Origin of the sequence: Nonomuraea glycinis (genome assembly GCF_035920485.1) — a bacterium.
Lineage (GTDB): Bacteria > Actinomycetota > Actinomycetes > Streptosporangiales > Streptosporangiaceae > Nonomuraea > Nonomuraea glycinis.
Window position 1 is genome coordinate 5,907,514 of record NZ_CP109166.1, and the last position, 15,761, is coordinate 5,923,274.

Here is a 15,761-nt window from a genome sequence, read left to right on the forward strand (position 1 = left end):
CGTCTCACCACCACCGCAACGGAGGAACCTTGCTCAGCCCAGACAGTCCCCTGCACACCATCACGCCGCAGGCGTTCACCGCCGAGGCGTTCGCCCCCTACGGGGAGGCGATGTCGCTGGACGCCACACCCCGGCTGCCGATCAACTTCTACTCCGGCAAGAACGCCGTGCACGGGCCGATCCGGCTGGACTCGGACACCCCACCGGAGTTCCTGGTGTTCCGGGTCGGTCAGCGCGGGGACAATCTGCGTTACCTGGAGCGGCACGTCGAGATGACCCAGACGATGATCCCGCTCAACGGTCAGTCGTACGTCGCCGTGGTCTCGCCGCCGGACGTGCCGCTGGAGAACGGCTTCCCGGTCCTGGACGAGGTGAAGGCGTTCATCATCCCCGGTGACGTCTCCATCAACCTCTACCGCGGGACCTGGCACGAGCCGCCGTTCCCCTCGGTCGACGGACAGCTCTTCCTCATCACCAGCCACGAGCGGCTGACCCGCGGCCTGCAGTGCAAGCTCGACGAGAACGGCGAGCTGAACGAGCTGGACGTGGAGAAGCGCAGCCCGTTCTACCGCACCGGCCAGCGGGTGCGAGTGCGGCTGCCATGACCGCGACGACCAGTGCCGGCGCCGGTACGGCCAAGCCGGCCATCGGCTCCTCGGTGCGCAAGGAGGACGGCGCCACCCTGCTGCAGGGGCGCGGCCGGTTCCTCGACGACTACACCCTGCCGGGGACGCGGCACGCCGTCGTGGTGCGCAGCGAGGTCGCGCACGCCCGCATCGTGCGCGTCGACGTGCGCGAGGCCGAGGCGAGCCCGGGTGTGGCGCTGGTGCTGACGGGGGAGAGCGCCGCCGCGCACGCCGGCCCGATCCCGCACTTCATCGATCCCGTGGCCCGGGGCGGGCGTCATGCCGACGTCCGCTGCCTGGCCGTCGGCAAGGTCGTCTACGCCGGCCAGCCGGTCGCGGCCGTGGTCGCCGGCACCCGCCGGGAGGCCGAGGCCGCGGCCGAGCTGGTCCGGGTGGAGTACGAGCCGCTGCCGCACGTGCTGGACGGCGACGAGTCGCTGGCCCCGGACGCGCCCCGGCTGTACGAGGAGTGGCCGGACAACGTCATCCTGCACAACCACTACGGCACCGGGGACGTCGACGCGGCCCTGGCCTCCGCCGACCTGGTCATCTCCGACACGATCCGGATCGCGCGCAGCACGACCGCGCCGATCGAGCCGCGCGGCTACCTCGCCTCCTGGGACCGCCTCGACGAGACCCTGACGGTGTACGGGTCGCTGCAGAACCCGCACCAGCTGCGCTGGATGATCTCGCGGAGCCTCGGCCTGGACGAGACGGCGATCCATGTCATCACCGCGCGGGTCGGCGGCAGTTTCGGCCTGAAGATGCAGGGTCATCCGGAGGAGACCCTGATCTGCCTGCTCAGCAAGCTCACCGGCGCGCCGGTGAAGTGGGTCGAGGACCGCCGCGAGGCGTTCATGGCCGGAGCGCGGGAGCAGGTGCACCGGTTCACGGTCGGCGCCATGCGCGACGGCCGCATCGTGGCCCTTCGTGACCACATCGTCGCCAACGCGGGTGCGGTGTCGGCGCAGGCCGGATGGGCGATGCCGAACATGTCCGCCACGACGCTCGGGTCCGGCTACACGGTGCCCAACGTTCAGGCGGAACTGCACGTGGTCGTCACCAACAAGCCGCCGCTCAACGCGGCCCGGGGCTTCGGCAAGGACGCGGCGCACTTCGTGATGGAGCGCGTCGTCGACCTGGTGGCCCGTGGGCTCGGCGCCGACCCGGCGGAGGTCCGGCGGACGAACTTCATCCCGGTGGGCGCGTTCCCGTACCGGACGGCGACCGGGCTGAACATCGACAGCGGGGACTTCCCCGGGCTGCTCGACAAGGCCCTCGTGGCGCTGGACTACGACGCCCTCCGCAAGCGGCAGGCCGGCCTGCGCGAGAGCGGCCGGCACCTCGGCGTCGGGCTGGCCTTCGAGCTGACCCCCGAGTCGGCCGACGGCCCGGGGTCCTTCGTCTCGGGGTTCGACGTCAGCACGGTCCGGATGACCATGACCGGCCGCGTCACCGTGTACACCGGGGTCACCACCCCGGGCGGCGGCAACGACACCGGCATCGCCCAGATCGTCTCCGACGAACTCGGCGTGCCGCTGAGCTGGATCACCGTCGTCCAGGGGGACACCGAGCGCTGCCCGGGCGGGTTCGGCAACTTCAGCGGGCGCGGCATGGTGACCGGCGGCGGGTCGGCGGCGCTGGCCGCCCGCGACGTGCGCGCCAAGATCGCCACGGTCGGCGCCCGGATGCTCGCGGTGCCGGTGGACGAGGTGGAGGTCGCGCACGGGTACGTCCGGGCGACCGGCGACGGCCGGACCGTGCCGATCCCGGAGGTCGCCGCCGCGGTGACGACCCGGGCCTTCGCCATCGCCAGTGACGTCGAGCCGGTCCTGGAGGCCACCCGCGCCTACAAGCCGGGCAACATCGACCACGTCCCCGACGAGCGCGGCCGGATCCAGCCCTACCCCACCTACTCCAGTTGCCTGCACGCCGCCGTGGTGGAGGTCGACGCCGAGACCGGCCAGACCAAGCTCGTGGACTTCGTCATGGTCCACGACTGCGGCACCATGATCAATCCGGCGCTGGTGGAGGGGCAGGCCTACGGAGCGATCGCGATGGGCATCGGCGCCGGGCTCACCGAGCGGCTCGTCCACGACGCCGAGGGCAGGCTCGCCAGCGACCGTTTCAAGTCCTATCTCCTGCCACGCGCGGGCGACCTGCCTGCCATCCGCCTGGAGCACCAGATCACGCCCAGCCCCTTCACGATGTACGGCAACAAGGGCGCGGGCGAGGCCGGAGTGGGCGGCGCCCAGGCCGCCGTGGCCAACGCGATCGAGGACGCGCTCGCGCCCTTCGGCGTCACAGTGCGCGAGGTGCCGTTGCCCCCGCCGGTCGTCCTGGCACTCATCGACGAGGCGCGAACCACATGATCACGAATGACTTCACCTATCACGCGCCCACCGACCTGGCCGGGGTGGCCTCGGTCCTTTCCGAGGCGAGCGGCGACGCCGTCGTCCTCGGCGGAGGCACGATGCTCATCCCCGACATGACGCACGGAAAGACCCGCGCCGACGTGGTCGTGGACCTGTCCCGGGCGGGCCTGTCCGGGATCTCCCACGGCGACGGCGAGATCGTGATCGGTGCCATGACCACCTACGCCGACGTGCTGTCCGACGACCGCGCCACCGCCCTGGTGCCGCTCCTGCGCCTGGTGGCCGGCGGCGTCACCGGCGGACCGCAGATCCGCAACAAGGGCACCATCGGCGGTTCGGCCTCCTACGCCAACCCGTCGTCGGAGGTCCCGGCCTGCCTGCTCGCCCTCGGCGCGCGGATGCGGCTGGTGTCGGCTTCGGGCACGAGGGAGGTCGCGGCCCAGGACTTCGTCACCGGGGCCTTCGCCACCGCGCGCCGTCCCGACGAAGCGCTCGCGGCCCTCGTGCTGCCCGTTCCCACGGGAGCGCCCGTCGGTTACACGAAGCTGAAGCACGCCGAGGGCAGCTGGCCGATCGCCACCGCCGCCTGCGTTCCCGGGCCGGACGGCGCCCTGCGCGTCGCGCTCGGCGGGGTGGCCGCGACACCGCTGCTCGTCGCCATCGACCGCCCGGAGGCCGGCGTCGCCGACCCCGCGTGGCGGGCGCACGTACGGGAGGTCGTCGACGCGGCGGTCACCGAGCCGTGGAGCGACGTCCTGTCGGACGGCGCGTACCGAAGGCGGGTGGCCCCCGTGGCCGCCGTGCGCAGCATCGCCCAGGCGCTGGAAACCGGCGAGGAGGAAGAGACATCGTGAACAGGGTTCGCCTGAAGGTGAACGGCCAGGAGCGCGAGATCGACGTCGAGTCGTGCAGGCTGCTGGTGCACGCCATCCGCGAGGACGTCGGCCTGACCGGGACGCACGTCGGCTGCCTCACCGGCGACTGCGGCGCCTGCACCGTGCTGGTGGACGGGGCGTCGGTGAAGTCCTGCTCCGTGCTCGCCGTCGCCGCCGACGGCGCCGAGATCACCACCATCGAGGGCCTGACCGGCGAGGACGGGCTGCACCCCGTTCAGCGGGCGTTCTGGGATGAGTTCGCCTTCCAGTGCGGCTTCTGCCTGCCGGGCATGCTGCTGACGACCTGCGAGCTGCTGGACCGGACCCCGGACCCCGACGACGCGGAGATCGTCCAGGCGATCAACGGGAACCTCTGCCGCTGCACCGGATACGCCAGTATCAAGCGCGCGGTGCGCTGCGCGGCCACCCGGATGCCGTCCGCCGAACCGGCCTCGCCCGACGCGCCTGACACCTGACCGAGGAGCACACCATGAGTAACGCGACCGACGGCCGCGCCGTGACCATCGACCCGGCCACTGACGCCGCCATCGACGCGGCCATCGCCGTGGTCGAGGACTTCCTCGCGGCGCTCGGCCGCGGGGACCAGGCCACGGCCGAAGCGCACCTCGCCGAGGGCGTGGTCATGGTCTTCCCCGGAGGCAAGCGCTACTCCACCCTGAACGAGCTGGCCCAGGCCTCGGCCGCCCGCTACCGGCACGTCGACAAGCACCGCGAGGAGTACGAGGCGTTCACCGACGCGGACGGCGACGTGATCGTCTGGTCCATGGGGACGCTGTTCGGCGAGAACAACGCGGGCGTCCGCTACGACGGTGTGCGGTACGTCGACCGTTTCCGCCTGCGCGACGGCCGGATCGTGGAACAGCGGGTCTGGAACGACCTGGCGCAGAGCGGCGTGCTGCGGGCGCTCAAGACGGACGACATAGACCCCCAGTGGCGGTTCCCGGACACCGACCCGAACCGCTGGTAATTCGCACGATTTCCACCAAGGAGAGAAACATGGCGCGCAAACTGGTCCTGCTGACGTACGACATCAAGCCGGGATCCGACCTCGAGGAGTACGCCCAGTACATCCGGGACGTCGACTACCGGAAGTTCCGGCAGAACGACGGGATCCTCGACTACGCGAACTTCGTGATCCGCAAGAACGTCCGGGGCGAGGAGTGGTTCAAGCACTTCGACCTCATGTACGTCGACGACCTCGACGCCTTCCACGCCGACGGCAAGCTGCACTTCGGCGACCCGGTCATCCTGGACCACGCGGCTCAGTGGCGCGACAAGTGGAGCCGGGACGAGAACGGCTGGCAGGGCAAGGTCAACATCAGCTACGCCGACGAAATCTGGGGGTGACCCTCCGCCCGGGTCCGAGGGCGGGCCGCTGACGTGTTAGGCGACGGTGACGGAGCCGAAGCCGTCGACGCGTACAAGGCGCCGCCCCCGACCTCTCCCGAGCCGGGGCCGAAGCCGTCGCGGGAGCCCGCCGCGGCCTGGTCATGGGCCTCACGGCGGGCGGTCCTGCTCGCCGTGCTGCTCGGTATGACCTATATGTATCCCGCCTACCTGGCGGGGACCCTCGGCGTCGCCATCCGCAACGACCTCGGCCTGGACAGCGCGGCCCTCGGGATGACCATCAGCCTGTTCTACGCCATCGGCGCCGTCGCCATGTCGTTCGGAGGCCGCGTCGCGGACCGGATGGGTCCGCGACGCGCCCTTCGCACGGCGGCGGGGATGACGGGGGCGTGCCTGGTCGGCGTCGCGCTGTTCGGCGGCTCCTGGGCGGGACTGCTGGCCTGCCTGGCGGTGGGCGGTGTCGGCTCGGCGATCGGCGCCCCCATCGGCACGCTGCTGATCGTCCGGCACGTCGCCCCCGGGCGGCGGCCGATCGCGTTCGGCCTGGAACGCTCGGCGATCCCGGCCTCGACGCTCCTGGCCAGCCTCGCGCTGCCGCTGCTCGCCACGGTGCTGCACTGGCGGCTGGTCTTCCTGGTGGGAGCGCTGGCGGTGGGCGTGCTGGTGGCCCTGCGCATCCCCGACGCCGCGCCGCGGGCGATGCATCCCGACGCCGCGCTGCGGGCGATGCGCAAGGGTGCCGCGCCGCCGCGCGGGCGGCTCACCCCGATCGCCCCGCTGCTGCTGATCACCCTGTCCTTCGCCCTGGCCTCGGCCGCCGCCACCGCGTTGAGCAGTTTGTTCGTCGACTACGGCGTGTCGCTCGGCTTCTCGCAGAGCGCGGCCGGGGTGGCGCTCGCCGGCGGCAGCATAGTGATCATCGCCGCCCGCTTCGGGCTCGGGCTGGGCCGTGGGCGACGGCGCGGCAGGCTGACGGTCGCGGTGATGATGGCGCTCGGGGCGGTGGGCTTCCTGATGCTCCTGTCCGGTGACCGGACCCTGGTCGTGATCGGCATGTTCATCGCCTGCGGCGCCGGCTGGGGATGGACCGGCCTGGTGGCCCTGGCCATCGCGGAGGCTCATCCGGCGGCGCCGGGCGCGGCGTCGGGCCTGGTGCAGGCCGGCGGATCCGCCGGCGGCATCGTCGGGCCGCTGCTGGTGGGCGCCGCGGCGCAGTACTACTCCTACTCCGTGGGATGGGGCCTGGCCGCGATCTCCGTCGCGCTGGCCTCGATCCTGGTGCTGGTCAATCGCGCGATCTGGAAGGAAAGACGATGAACGAGAGAGCCGCTTTCACCACTGCCGAGCCGCCGCCGTCGTGCGACGTCCTGGTCCTCGGCAGTGGTGCGGCGGGTCTGGTCGCCGCCTGCCGGGCGGCCGACGCCGGCCACGACGTCCTCCTGGTCGAGCGGACGGACCGGCTGGGCGGCACGACGGCCGTCTCCGGAGGTGTGCTCTGGGTGCCGGGCAACCACCTGATGGCGGCGGGCGGGTTCTCCGACACGCGGCAGGACGCGCTGGCGTACCTCACGGCCGTCACGCGGGGAGGCATGCCGCGCGAGCGGATCGAGTGGTTCCTGGACACCGCGCCCGAGGCGGTGCGCTACCTGTGCGACGAGACCGACGTGGGGCTCGCGGCGCTGGGACGGCCCGACTACCGCGCGGACCTGCCGGGAACCGTGTCCGGCGGGCGGACCCTGGACAACCTCCCGTTCGACACCGGTGCGTACCCCGGCCTCGGACAGGTGCTCAGGCCGCCCACCTATCTGCCGGCGATCACCATGCTGGAGCGCGAGCAGAGCCCTGGACTCGACGTCGAGAAGGTCGCAGGGGAGCGGGAGCGGCGGGGGATCCGGACCATGGGCGGCGCCCTCGCCGGGGCGCTCGCCGTCTCCGCCCACGCCAGGGGAGTCACCTTCGTCCTCGGCGCCCGGGCGGTGGAGATGACGCGTACCGGCAGTGCCTGGAGCGTCACGCTGGAGGGGGAGGGCGGCACCCGGCAGGTCCTGGCCCGGACGGCGGTCGTGCTGGCCAGCGGGGGCTTCGAGCGGAACCCGGACCTTCAGCGCGCCTACCTGCCCGCCCCGGTGCTGCCGATCGGCGCGCCGGGCACCGAGGGCGACGGCCTGCTCATGGCGCTGCGCGCCGGCGCGGCCGTCCGTGACATGACGGCGTCCTGGGGCGTTCCCGCGTTCCAGGACCCGTCCGCGCGCTATGCGGGACTGCCCACCGGACGGCTGGCCAACGTCGAGCTGACGCGCCCCGGTTCGGTGATGGTGAACCCGTCCGGCCGCCGGTTCGTCAACGAGGCGCAGAACTACCACGACCTGACGAAGGTGTTCCGTGAGGTGGATCCCGCGAACGGGGTGCCACGCCACGCGCTGGCCTGGCTCGTCTACGACGGCGGCTACCAGGAGCGTTATCCGGTGGCCGGCGCGCCGCGCGGCGGGCTGCCGGAGTGGGCCGTCTCCCGGCCCACCCTGGGCGAGCTGGCCGACGCCTGCGGGATCGACGCGGCGGGCCTGGCCGAGACGATCGAGAGCTTCAACGAGGACGCGGCCCGGGGATCGGACCGGGCGTTCGCCCGCGGCGACTCGGTGGCGGACCGCCATCTGGGCGACCCCTCCCTCGGGTCCAATCCGTGCCTGGCGCCGATCGCCCGGCCGCCGTTCACCGCGGTGCCCGTGCACGCCGCGACGCTCGGCACGTGCGGCGGCGTGCTGACCGACGACCACGGCCGTGTCCTGGCGCCCTCGGGCGAGCCGGTGGCGGGCCTGTTCGCGGCGGGGAACGTCTCCGCGAGTCTCTTCGGCGACTGCTATCCCGGCGGCGGGACGTCGCTGGCCGCGGCCGTGGTGCGCGCGTACGCCATCGGGGCGGCGCTCGCCTCCTGATTTACCCGTTTTGCGGGTGGTTGACCGGCGAGAAGCGCTAACATACTCTCTGAGCGGACCACCGTTCGCTATAGCGGAACAAGGAGCCAAGGTGGAAGACGGCCCGCTGACGGGGCTGAGGGTGCTGGACGTGTCCACCATCCTCGCCGGACCGCTGTGCTGCCAGATCCTCGGAGACCAGGGCGCGGAGGTCATCAAGATCGAGCACCCGGTCGCCGGTGACGGCATGCGGGGGCACGGACCCTCGAAGGAGGGAGTCGCGCTCTGGTGGAAGGAGATCTCCCGCAACAAGCGGACGGTCGGCCTGAGCCTGTCCGACCCGGCGGGGGCCGAGGTGTTCCTGCGGCTCGCCGAGACGGCCGACGTCCTCGTGGAGAACTTCCGGCCCGGCACGCTGGAGCGCTGGGGCCTCGGACCCGACGTCCTGCACCGGATCAATCCCCGGCTGGTCATCGTCCGGATCACCGGCTTCGGCCAGCAGGGGCCGTACGCGGCGCGGCCCGGATTCGGCACCCTGGCCGAGGTGATGAGCGGATTCGCCCACCTCACCGGGGAGGCGGACGGGCCGCCGACGTTGCCGGCGTTTGGCCTGGCGGACAGCATCTGCGGGATCGCGGCCTCCTCGGCGACGATGATGGCGCTGTGGTCCCGCGAGAAGAGCGGCCGGGGCGAGATCGTCGACATGAGCCTGCTGGAGCCGATCATGACGGCGGTGGGGCCGGGCCCGACCGTGTACGACCAGCTCGGCACCGTCGGCCGGCGCCAGGGCAACCGCTCCGCCAACAACGCGCCGCGTAACGCCTACCGGTGCGAGGACGGCGGCTGGGTCGCCATCTCCACCAGCGCCCAGAGCATCGCCGAGCGGGTGATGACCCTGGTGGGACACCCGGAGGTCATCGCCGAGCCGTGGTTCGCCTCGGGCCGCGAGCGGGCCGAGCACGCCGAGCTTCTCGACTCCTACGTGGGCTCGTGGATCGCCGCGCGCACCCGCGACGAGGTGATCCGCGAATTCGAGCGCGTGGGCGCGGCGGCCGCACCCGTCTACAGCGCCCGCGACCTCACCGAGGACCCGCACGTACGGGCCACCGAGATGCTCACGCGGGTCGAGGACGACGAGCTGGGGCCCGTGCTCATGCACAACGTGATGTGGCGGATGTCCGGTGCTCCCGGACGCATCCGCTTCACCGGCCGGCGTCTCGGCGCCGATACCGACGAGATCCTGCTGCACGAGCTCGGCCTCGACGCCGAGACGGTGGCGGACCTGCGAGCCAAGCGGGTGATCGCATGACCAGCATTGAGACCAGGAACGAGGGACAAGGCGACGTGAGCGGTACCACGACCACCGACCTGCTGCTGCGGGCGGTCGGCGAAGGGGTCCGGATCTACGATCTGGGGCGGCCCCTGACGATCGGCATGCCGCAGTCCCCCAACCATCCCGCCTTCTGGCACGCGCTGCCCCGTAGGCACGGCGACATGGTCCGGGTGGACGGCGGCTCGGCGGCCAACGACATCATCACGATGGGCACGCACGTCGGCACGCACATCGACGCCTTCGCGCACGTGTCCCAGGACGGCAAGCTGCTCGACGGATCGGACGCCGCCCAGGCGAGCCAGGGCGGCCGGTTCGCGGAGCTCGGGGCGCACACGATCGCCCCGATGGTGCGCCGCGGCGTGCTCCTCGACGTCCCCGCGGCCCTCGGCACGCCAGTCGGCTGCGAGGCCGGTTACGAGATCACCCCGGCGGATCTGGAGGCGGCCGTCGAACGGCAGGGCACCCCGATCGGCGCCGGCGACGTGGTCCTGGTGCGCAGCGGCTGGGGGCGGTTCTTCGGCCACAGCGACCGGAGCGTCTACATCGGCAACGACTCCGGCGTTCCGGGTGTCGGCGAGGCCGGCGCGACGTGGCTCGCCGACCAGGGACCGCACGCCGTCGGCGCCGACACGATCGCCTTCGAGTGCCTCAAGCCCGGCAGCGGGCACAGCGTGCTGCCGGCGCACCGGGTGCTCCTGGTCGAGCGGGGCGTCTACATCATCGAGGCGATGGCACTCGACGAGCTCGCGGCCGCCGGGGTGCACGAGTTCGCCTTCATGCTCTCCCCGCTGTCCATCTTCGGCGCCACCGGGTCGCCGGTCCGGCCGCTGGCGGTGGTCGGGGCGTGAGTGAGACGAAGGAACCGGTCCTCGCCCCCGAGCTGTCCCTCTTCGCGGCCAGGACTCTGTCAGGACCGCTGCCCGCGGACGTGGCCGACAGCGTGCGCCGCCGCATCCTCGACGTGCTCGGGCTGTGCGTCGCCGCCTACCGGCTGCCGACCAGCGCCGCCGCCGCCGGCTACGCGGCCGACCAGGGCGGACGCCCCGAGGCGTCCGCCGTCGGGGTGGAGACGTCGTTGCCCGCCGCGCAGGCGGCGTTCGTCAACGGGGTGCTCGCCCATTCGCTCGACTACGACGACACCCACCTGCCCTCGGTGCTGCACCCGAGCGCCGCGGTCATCCCGGCCGCGCTCGCCGCGGCTCAGGCGTCCGGCGCCTCGGGGGCCGACACCGTCGGCGCGGTGGCGGTGGGGCTGGAGATCGCGGTACGCCTCGGCATGGCGGGCTACGACCGCGAGCTCGGCAACTCGGTGTTCTTCGAGCACGGGCAGCACGCCACCTCCATCTGCGGCGCGATGGGCGGCGCCGCCGCGGCCGCGCTGCTGATGGGCCTGGGGGCGGAGGGCGTGCAGAACGCGCTGGGCGTCACCGCGTCCTTCGCGGCCGGCATCATCGAGGCGAACCGCACCGGAGGGACGGTCAAGCGGCTGCACTGCGGCTGGGCCGCCCACTCGGCCGTCACCGCCGCGTCCCTGGTCCAGCGGGGCTTCACCGGTCCGCCCACCGTCCTGGAAGGGCGGTTCGGCTTCTTCGAGGCCTTCCTGCGCGGTGAGAGCGACCTGTCCCAGGTGCTCGACGGGCTGGGCGAGACCTGGGCGGTGCCGGGGATCTTCTTCAAGCCGTACCCGGCGAACCACTTCACCCACACGGCGATCGACGCGGGCATCGCGCTGCGTGCGCGCGGCCTCCCGATCGACCGGATCGAGCACATCGAGGTACGCGTGCCGTCCGCGGTGATCCGTACCATCGGCCAGCCGCTGGAGACGAAGCGGGCGCCGGAGACCGGGTACCAGGCCCAGTTCAGCGGGCCGTACGCGGTGGTGGCGGGGCTGATCGGCGGGTCCGGCCTCGGCGTGGGGCTGGACGACTTCACCGACGAACTGGCCCGGGACCCCGCGCGCCGCGCCCTGATGGCCCTGGTCGACGTCGTGCCCGACGAGAAGTGCGACGCGATCTACCCCTACCAGTTCCCCGCCGTGGTCCGGGTCCGTACCGACGACGGCCGCGAATGGACGGAAGAAGTGCTGGCCAACAGGGGAGGTCCGGGCAGGCCGCTGTCCGAGGCCGAGCTCTCCCGCAAGTTCGGCGAGAACGTCGCGGGCCGGCTGCCGGCGGAGATCGCCAGGACCGTGCAGGACCTCGTCCTGCGGCTCGACCGGCTCACCGGCGTGGCGGACGTGCTGCGCCCCCTCACCCGTCTTGACCTGAACGCTCATTAAGGAGACAGCAGTGGCACAGTTCGACCTGATCGTCAGTAATGTCAGGGTCGTCAGGCACGACCGGGCCGAGGCGGAGGTCGCCGACATCGGCGTCGTCGACGGCCGGATCGTCCGCGTCGCGCAGGGCCTGGACCCCGCCGAGGCGCGCACGGTCGTGGACGGCGGCGGCAAGCTGGCCTTCCCCGGCGTGGTGGACGCCCACCAGCACTGGGGGATCTACAACCCGCTGTCCGTGGACACCGAGACGGAGAGCCGGGCGTGCGCCCAGGGCGGCGTGACCTCCGCGCTGACCTACATGCGGACCGGCCAGTACTACCTCAACAAGGGCGGCGAGTACGCCGAGGTCTTCCCCGAGGTCCTGGCCGCCTCCGACGGCCGCGCGTACGTCGACTACGCCTTCCACCTCGCGCCGATGATGCGCAAGCACATCGAGGAGATCCCCGCGCTCGTGCGCGACCACGGGGTGACCTCGTTCAAGGTGTTCATGTTCTACGGCAGTCACGGCCTGCACGGCCGCTCCGCCGACCAGAACGCGTTCCTGATGATCCCCGAGGGGGAGCGGTATGACTACGCGCACTTCGAGTTCGTCATGCGCGGCATCCAGGCCGCCCGCGAGCAGTTCCCCGAGCTGGCCGACGAGATCTCCCTGTCGCTGCACTGCGAGACGGCCGAGATCATGACCGCGTACACCAAGCTGGTCGAGGAGGAGGGCACCCTCACCGGTCTGGCGGCCTACAGCGCCTCGCGCCCGCCGCACTCGGAAGGGCTGGCGGTCAGCATCGCCTCCTACCTCGCGCACGAGACCGGCCTGCCCACGATCAACCTGCTGCACCTGTCGTCGGCCAAGGCCATGGACGCCGCGCTGCGGATGGCCGAGGCGTTCCCGCACATCAACTTCCGCCGCGAGGTGACGATCGGCCACCTGCTCGCCGACATCGACACGGCCAGCGGCATCGGCGGCAAGGTCAATCCGCCGCTGCGCCCGCGCGAGGACGTCGAGGCGCTCTGGGGCCACCTGCTCGACGGCAAGATCGACTGGGTGGTCAGCGACCACGCCTGCTGCCGCGACGAGCAGAAGTTCGGTGAGCAGCGTGACGACGTCTTCCTGGCCAAGTCCGGCTTCGGCGGCGCCGAGTACCTCCTGCCCGGCCTGGTCACCGAGGGCGCCAAGCGCGGCCTGTCCTACGGCGACATCGCCAAGCTGCTCTCCTGGAACCCCGCCCAGCGGTTCGGCCTGCGCTCCAAGGGCGCGATCGCGGAGGGCATGGACGCCGACTTCTCCCTCGTCGACCCCGCGTCCACCTGGACCGTGCGCGCCGAGGAGTCCGAGTCCACCCAGGAGTACACGCCGTTCGAGGGATTCGAGCTCACCGCCAAGGTGGTCGACACCTTCCTGCGCGGTCACCGGGTGCTGGAGGACGGCAAGGTCGTGGGCGACCCGCAGGGCCGCTACCTGCCCCGGCCGGCCGGTCGCTCGTGACCCCTCGCAGTTATCTGTACGTCCCCGCGGACCAGAGCGACAAGCTGGCCAAATCCCGCGGGAGCGCGGCCGACGCCCTCATCCTCGACCTTGAGGACGCCGTGGCCGCGGGGAGCAAGGAGACGGCGCGCAAGCAGGCGGGGGAGTTCGTCGTCTCCCTCGGCTCCGCGCCGGCCACGCCCCAGACCTGGGTACGGGTGAACGCGGACACCGTCGAGCAGGACGTGGCCGCGGTCGCCGCTCCGGGCCTGCGCGGCGTGGTCGTCCCCAAGGCCGACCCCGAGGTCCTGGCCAGGGCGGACGCGGCGCTGACCCGGGCGGAGACGGCACACGCCCGGCCGGCGGGAGCGTTCGCCATTCTGGCCCTGATCGAGTCGGCCGTCGGCGTCGCGCGCGCGGAGGACGTCGCGGCCGCCCCCCGGGTGGTACGGCTCGGCCTGGGCGAAGCGGACCTGGCCGGCGAGCTCGGCCTGCGGCCCGGCCCCGCGCGTGAGGAGCTGTGGCCGATCCGGTCCCGCATCGTCGTCGCCTCCGCGGCGGCGGGCATCCTCGCGCCGGTGGGACCCGTGGACACCGCGGTGCGCGACACCGGCCTGCTCCAGGAGACCACCCGGACCCTGCTGCGCCAGGGCTTCCGGGCGCGCACGGCCATCTCCCCCCGTCAGCTCCCGGTCATCAACGAGGTGTTCACCCCGGACGCGGACGAGCTCGCGGCGGCGCGTGATCTCCTCGATCGCCTCGCCGAGGCGGAGCGGCGCGGCAGCGGTGTCGCGCTGGACGCCGCCGGCCGGCTCATCGACGCCGCGGTGGCTCGCACCGCCCGCGAGGTGGTGGGCAGAGCGCGCTGACCCGAGAATCCGGCGCCGATGGCTGCTCGAGAGCCGCTCGGCCGGATCCTCGCCTGAGGCGAACTGCCCGGATGCGGGCCACCGGGGGACTCAGGGCCGCGATCCCGATCGCGACCCTGAGTCACCTGATGGCCCGCATCGTCATGCCGGGATCCGCGTCAGGAGGCCAGGACGCCGGTCGACGCGAGTGCGGCGGCTTCGGCGCCTGCCCGGCGACCGAACACCGAGCCCGCGGCGAGGCCACTGCCGCCGGGGTAGTTGTGGAAGAACAGCCCGCCCGCCATCTCTCCCGCGGCGAACAGCCCGGGGATCACCTCGTCGGCCTCGTCGATGACGCGACCGGAGGTGTCGATCTTCACTCCTCCGAAGGTGAACGTGATGCCGCAGGTCACGGCGAACGCGAGGTAGGGAGGCTGGTCGAGGGGCTGGGCCCAGTTGCTCTTCGGCGGGGTGAGTCCGGTCGTGCCGAGCCCGTCCTTGACGGCCGGGTCGAACGGGCCGAGGCGGGTGGCCGCGTTGTACTCCTCGACCGTGGCTGTCAGCCCGGCGGCGTCGATGCCGGCCTGCTCGGCGAGCTCGGCGATCGAGTCTGCCTGGAAGCGGGAGACGCCGGGCGCTTCGTACTCGGCCTCGCGCAGCAGGGGAGCCGTCTTCGCGTCGAAGATCTGGAACGCGAGGGCGCCCGGCTGGCGCAGAATCTCCGCGCCGTACTTGGCGTAGGTGTAGTTGCGGATCTCGGCCCCCTCGTCGAGGAAGCGCCGGCCCGCCGTGTTGACCACGATGCTGAGCGGATACGACTGCTTGGTCAAGCGGTTGGTGAGCTCGAGGTCGCCGCTCTCCGGCGCGTTGGCGTCCCACGCCACGGCGTGGCAGCCACTCCAGTGACCCGCCGACTGAGCGCCCGCGCGTAGTGCGGCCGTGAGCACGCCGCCGGTGTTGTGCGGGGTGCCGCGCACCTTCGCGAGGTCCCAGTTGGGTCCGAGATACTGCGCGCGCAACATCTTGCTGGCCTGAAACCCGCCGGCGGCCAGGACCACGGCGCCCGCCCGGAACTCCGCCGTGCCCGCCGCCACGCCGACCACGCGCCCGTCGGGATCGCGCAGGACGCGGTCGACGGCGGTGTCGCAGCGGACCCGCACACCGGCACGTTCCGCCGCCGCCAGGTGTTGCGCCACCAGCCCCTTACCGCCGTCGACGGTGGCCAGCGGCAGGCCGCCCCAGAACCGGAAGCGGTTTTCCCTCTCGTATGCCTGGCGCTCGTACTGCAGGCGGAACCGCACTCCGTGGCCGCGCATCCACCGCACGGTGTCGGCGACGCCGTGCACCATCGCGTCGGTCAGTGCGGGATCACACCGTCCGAGCGTCAGCCGGCGCATGTCCGCCGCGAAATCGGCAGGACCGTAGGGATCGATATCGGTGTACGGCAGGCGCTCGTCGGGGTCGTCGATGATGTCCGCGAGGTCGTCGATGTCCTGGTAGGTGGTACGGATCGCCCCCGCTGTGAAGTAGGTGTTGCCGCCGATCGTCCCCTCCGGCCCCTTCTCGAGCATCAGGACTCGCGCGCCCCGCTCGGCCGCCGCGTGCGCGGCGCAGAACCCTGCGTTGCCGGTGCCGACGACGATCACATCCGCGTGGTCATCCATGGATGAAAAACCTCCTGGTCTTG

Annotated in this window: 14 protein-coding genes; 13 read left to right on the forward strand and 1 reads right to left on the reverse strand. The window is 72.3% G+C overall.

Annotation, left to right across the window (positions count from 1 at the left end; all coding sequences use genetic code 11):
- The first annotated feature begins 29 nt into the window (after positions 1 to 29).
- The 13 genes from OHA68_RS27700 to OHA68_RS27760 all read left to right on the forward strand — a co-directional run bounded on the left by OHA68_RS27700 (position 30) and on the right by OHA68_RS27760 (position 14,095).
- Positions 30 to 605, forward strand: a complete 576-nt coding sequence (locus OHA68_RS27700; protein WP_327102874.1) for an ureidoglycolate lyase — start codon at positions 30 to 32, stop codon at positions 603 to 605.
- Positions 602 to 2,998, forward strand: coding sequence for a xanthine dehydrogenase family protein molybdopterin-binding subunit (locus OHA68_RS27705; RefSeq protein ID WP_327102875.1), 2,397 nt, complete (start codon positions 602 to 604; stop codon positions 2,996 to 2,998). Before OHA68_RS27700 ends, OHA68_RS27705 begins: the two co-directional genes overlap by 4 nt.
- On the forward strand, positions 2,995 to 3,855 hold the full coding sequence (locus tag OHA68_RS27710; protein WP_327102876.1) for an FAD binding domain-containing protein: 861 nt from the start codon (positions 2,995 to 2,997) through the stop codon (positions 3,853 to 3,855). The genes OHA68_RS27705 and OHA68_RS27710 overlap by 4 nt, the downstream gene beginning before the upstream one ends.
- Entirely contained in the window at positions 3,852 to 4,352 is a 501-nt protein-coding gene (locus OHA68_RS27715; protein WP_327102877.1) for a (2Fe-2S)-binding protein, read from the forward strand. Before OHA68_RS27710 ends, OHA68_RS27715 begins: the two co-directional genes overlap by 4 nt.
- A gap of 14 nt (positions 4,353 to 4,366) precedes the next feature.
- Positions 4,367 to 4,864, forward strand: a complete 498-nt coding sequence (locus OHA68_RS27720) for a nuclear transport factor 2 family protein (RefSeq protein WP_327102878.1) — start codon at positions 4,367 to 4,369, stop codon at positions 4,862 to 4,864.
- 29 nt (positions 4,865 to 4,893) lie between these two features.
- A complete protein-coding gene (locus OHA68_RS27725) occupies positions 4,894 to 5,244 on the forward strand; it encodes a hypothetical protein (protein ID WP_327102879.1) in 351 nt (116 codons plus the stop codon).
- Between the two features lie 33 nt (positions 5,245 to 5,277).
- Complete coding sequence (locus tag OHA68_RS27730; protein ID WP_327102880.1) at positions 5,278 to 6,561, forward strand: MFS transporter; 1,284 nt, start codon at positions 5,278 to 5,280, stop codon at positions 6,559 to 6,561.
- Positions 6,558 to 8,177: an FAD-dependent oxidoreductase gene (locus OHA68_RS27735; protein WP_327102881.1), complete on the forward strand. Its 1,620-nt coding sequence runs from the start codon at positions 6,558 to 6,560 to the stop codon at positions 8,175 to 8,177. The genes OHA68_RS27730 and OHA68_RS27735 overlap by 4 nt, the downstream gene beginning before the upstream one ends.
- Before the next feature lie 91 nt (positions 8,178 to 8,268).
- The gene (locus OHA68_RS27740; protein ID WP_327102882.1) at positions 8,269 to 9,465 is read left to right on the forward strand and encodes a CaiB/BaiF CoA transferase family protein; all 1,197 of its coding nucleotides are present in this window, start codon (positions 8,269 to 8,271) and stop codon (positions 9,463 to 9,465) included.
- Positions 9,462 to 10,337 carry a cyclase family protein gene (locus OHA68_RS27745; protein ID WP_189139781.1) on the forward strand — a complete coding sequence of 292 codons (876 nt, stop codon included), beginning with the start codon at positions 9,462 to 9,464 and terminating at the stop codon, positions 10,335 to 10,337. Before OHA68_RS27740 ends, OHA68_RS27745 begins: the two co-directional genes overlap by 4 nt.
- Complete coding sequence (locus tag OHA68_RS27750; RefSeq protein WP_327102883.1) at positions 10,334 to 11,767, forward strand: MmgE/PrpD family protein; 1,434 nt, start codon at positions 10,334 to 10,336, stop codon at positions 11,765 to 11,767. The genes OHA68_RS27745 and OHA68_RS27750 overlap by 4 nt, the downstream gene beginning before the upstream one ends.
- 10 nt (positions 11,768 to 11,777) lie before the next feature.
- The gene (locus tag OHA68_RS27755) at positions 11,778 to 13,247 is read left to right on the forward strand and encodes a dihydroorotase (RefSeq protein ID WP_327102884.1); all 1,470 of its coding nucleotides are present in this window, start codon (positions 11,778 to 11,780) and stop codon (positions 13,245 to 13,247) included.
- Positions 13,244 to 14,095, forward strand: coding sequence for an HpcH/HpaI aldolase/citrate lyase family protein (locus OHA68_RS27760; RefSeq protein WP_327102885.1), 852 nt, complete (start codon positions 13,244 to 13,246; stop codon positions 14,093 to 14,095). Before OHA68_RS27755 ends, OHA68_RS27760 begins: the two co-directional genes overlap by 4 nt.
- Positions 14,096 to 14,253: 158 nt before the next feature.
- Here the strand turns inward: OHA68_RS27760 and tcuA are convergent, their stop codons facing one another.
- On the reverse strand, positions 14,254 to 15,738 hold the full coding sequence (gene tcuA / locus OHA68_RS27765; RefSeq protein WP_327102886.1) for an FAD-dependent tricarballylate dehydrogenase TcuA: 1,485 nt from the start codon (positions 15,736 to 15,738) through the stop codon (positions 14,254 to 14,256).
- Between the last annotated feature and the right edge of the window lie 23 nt (positions 15,739 to 15,761).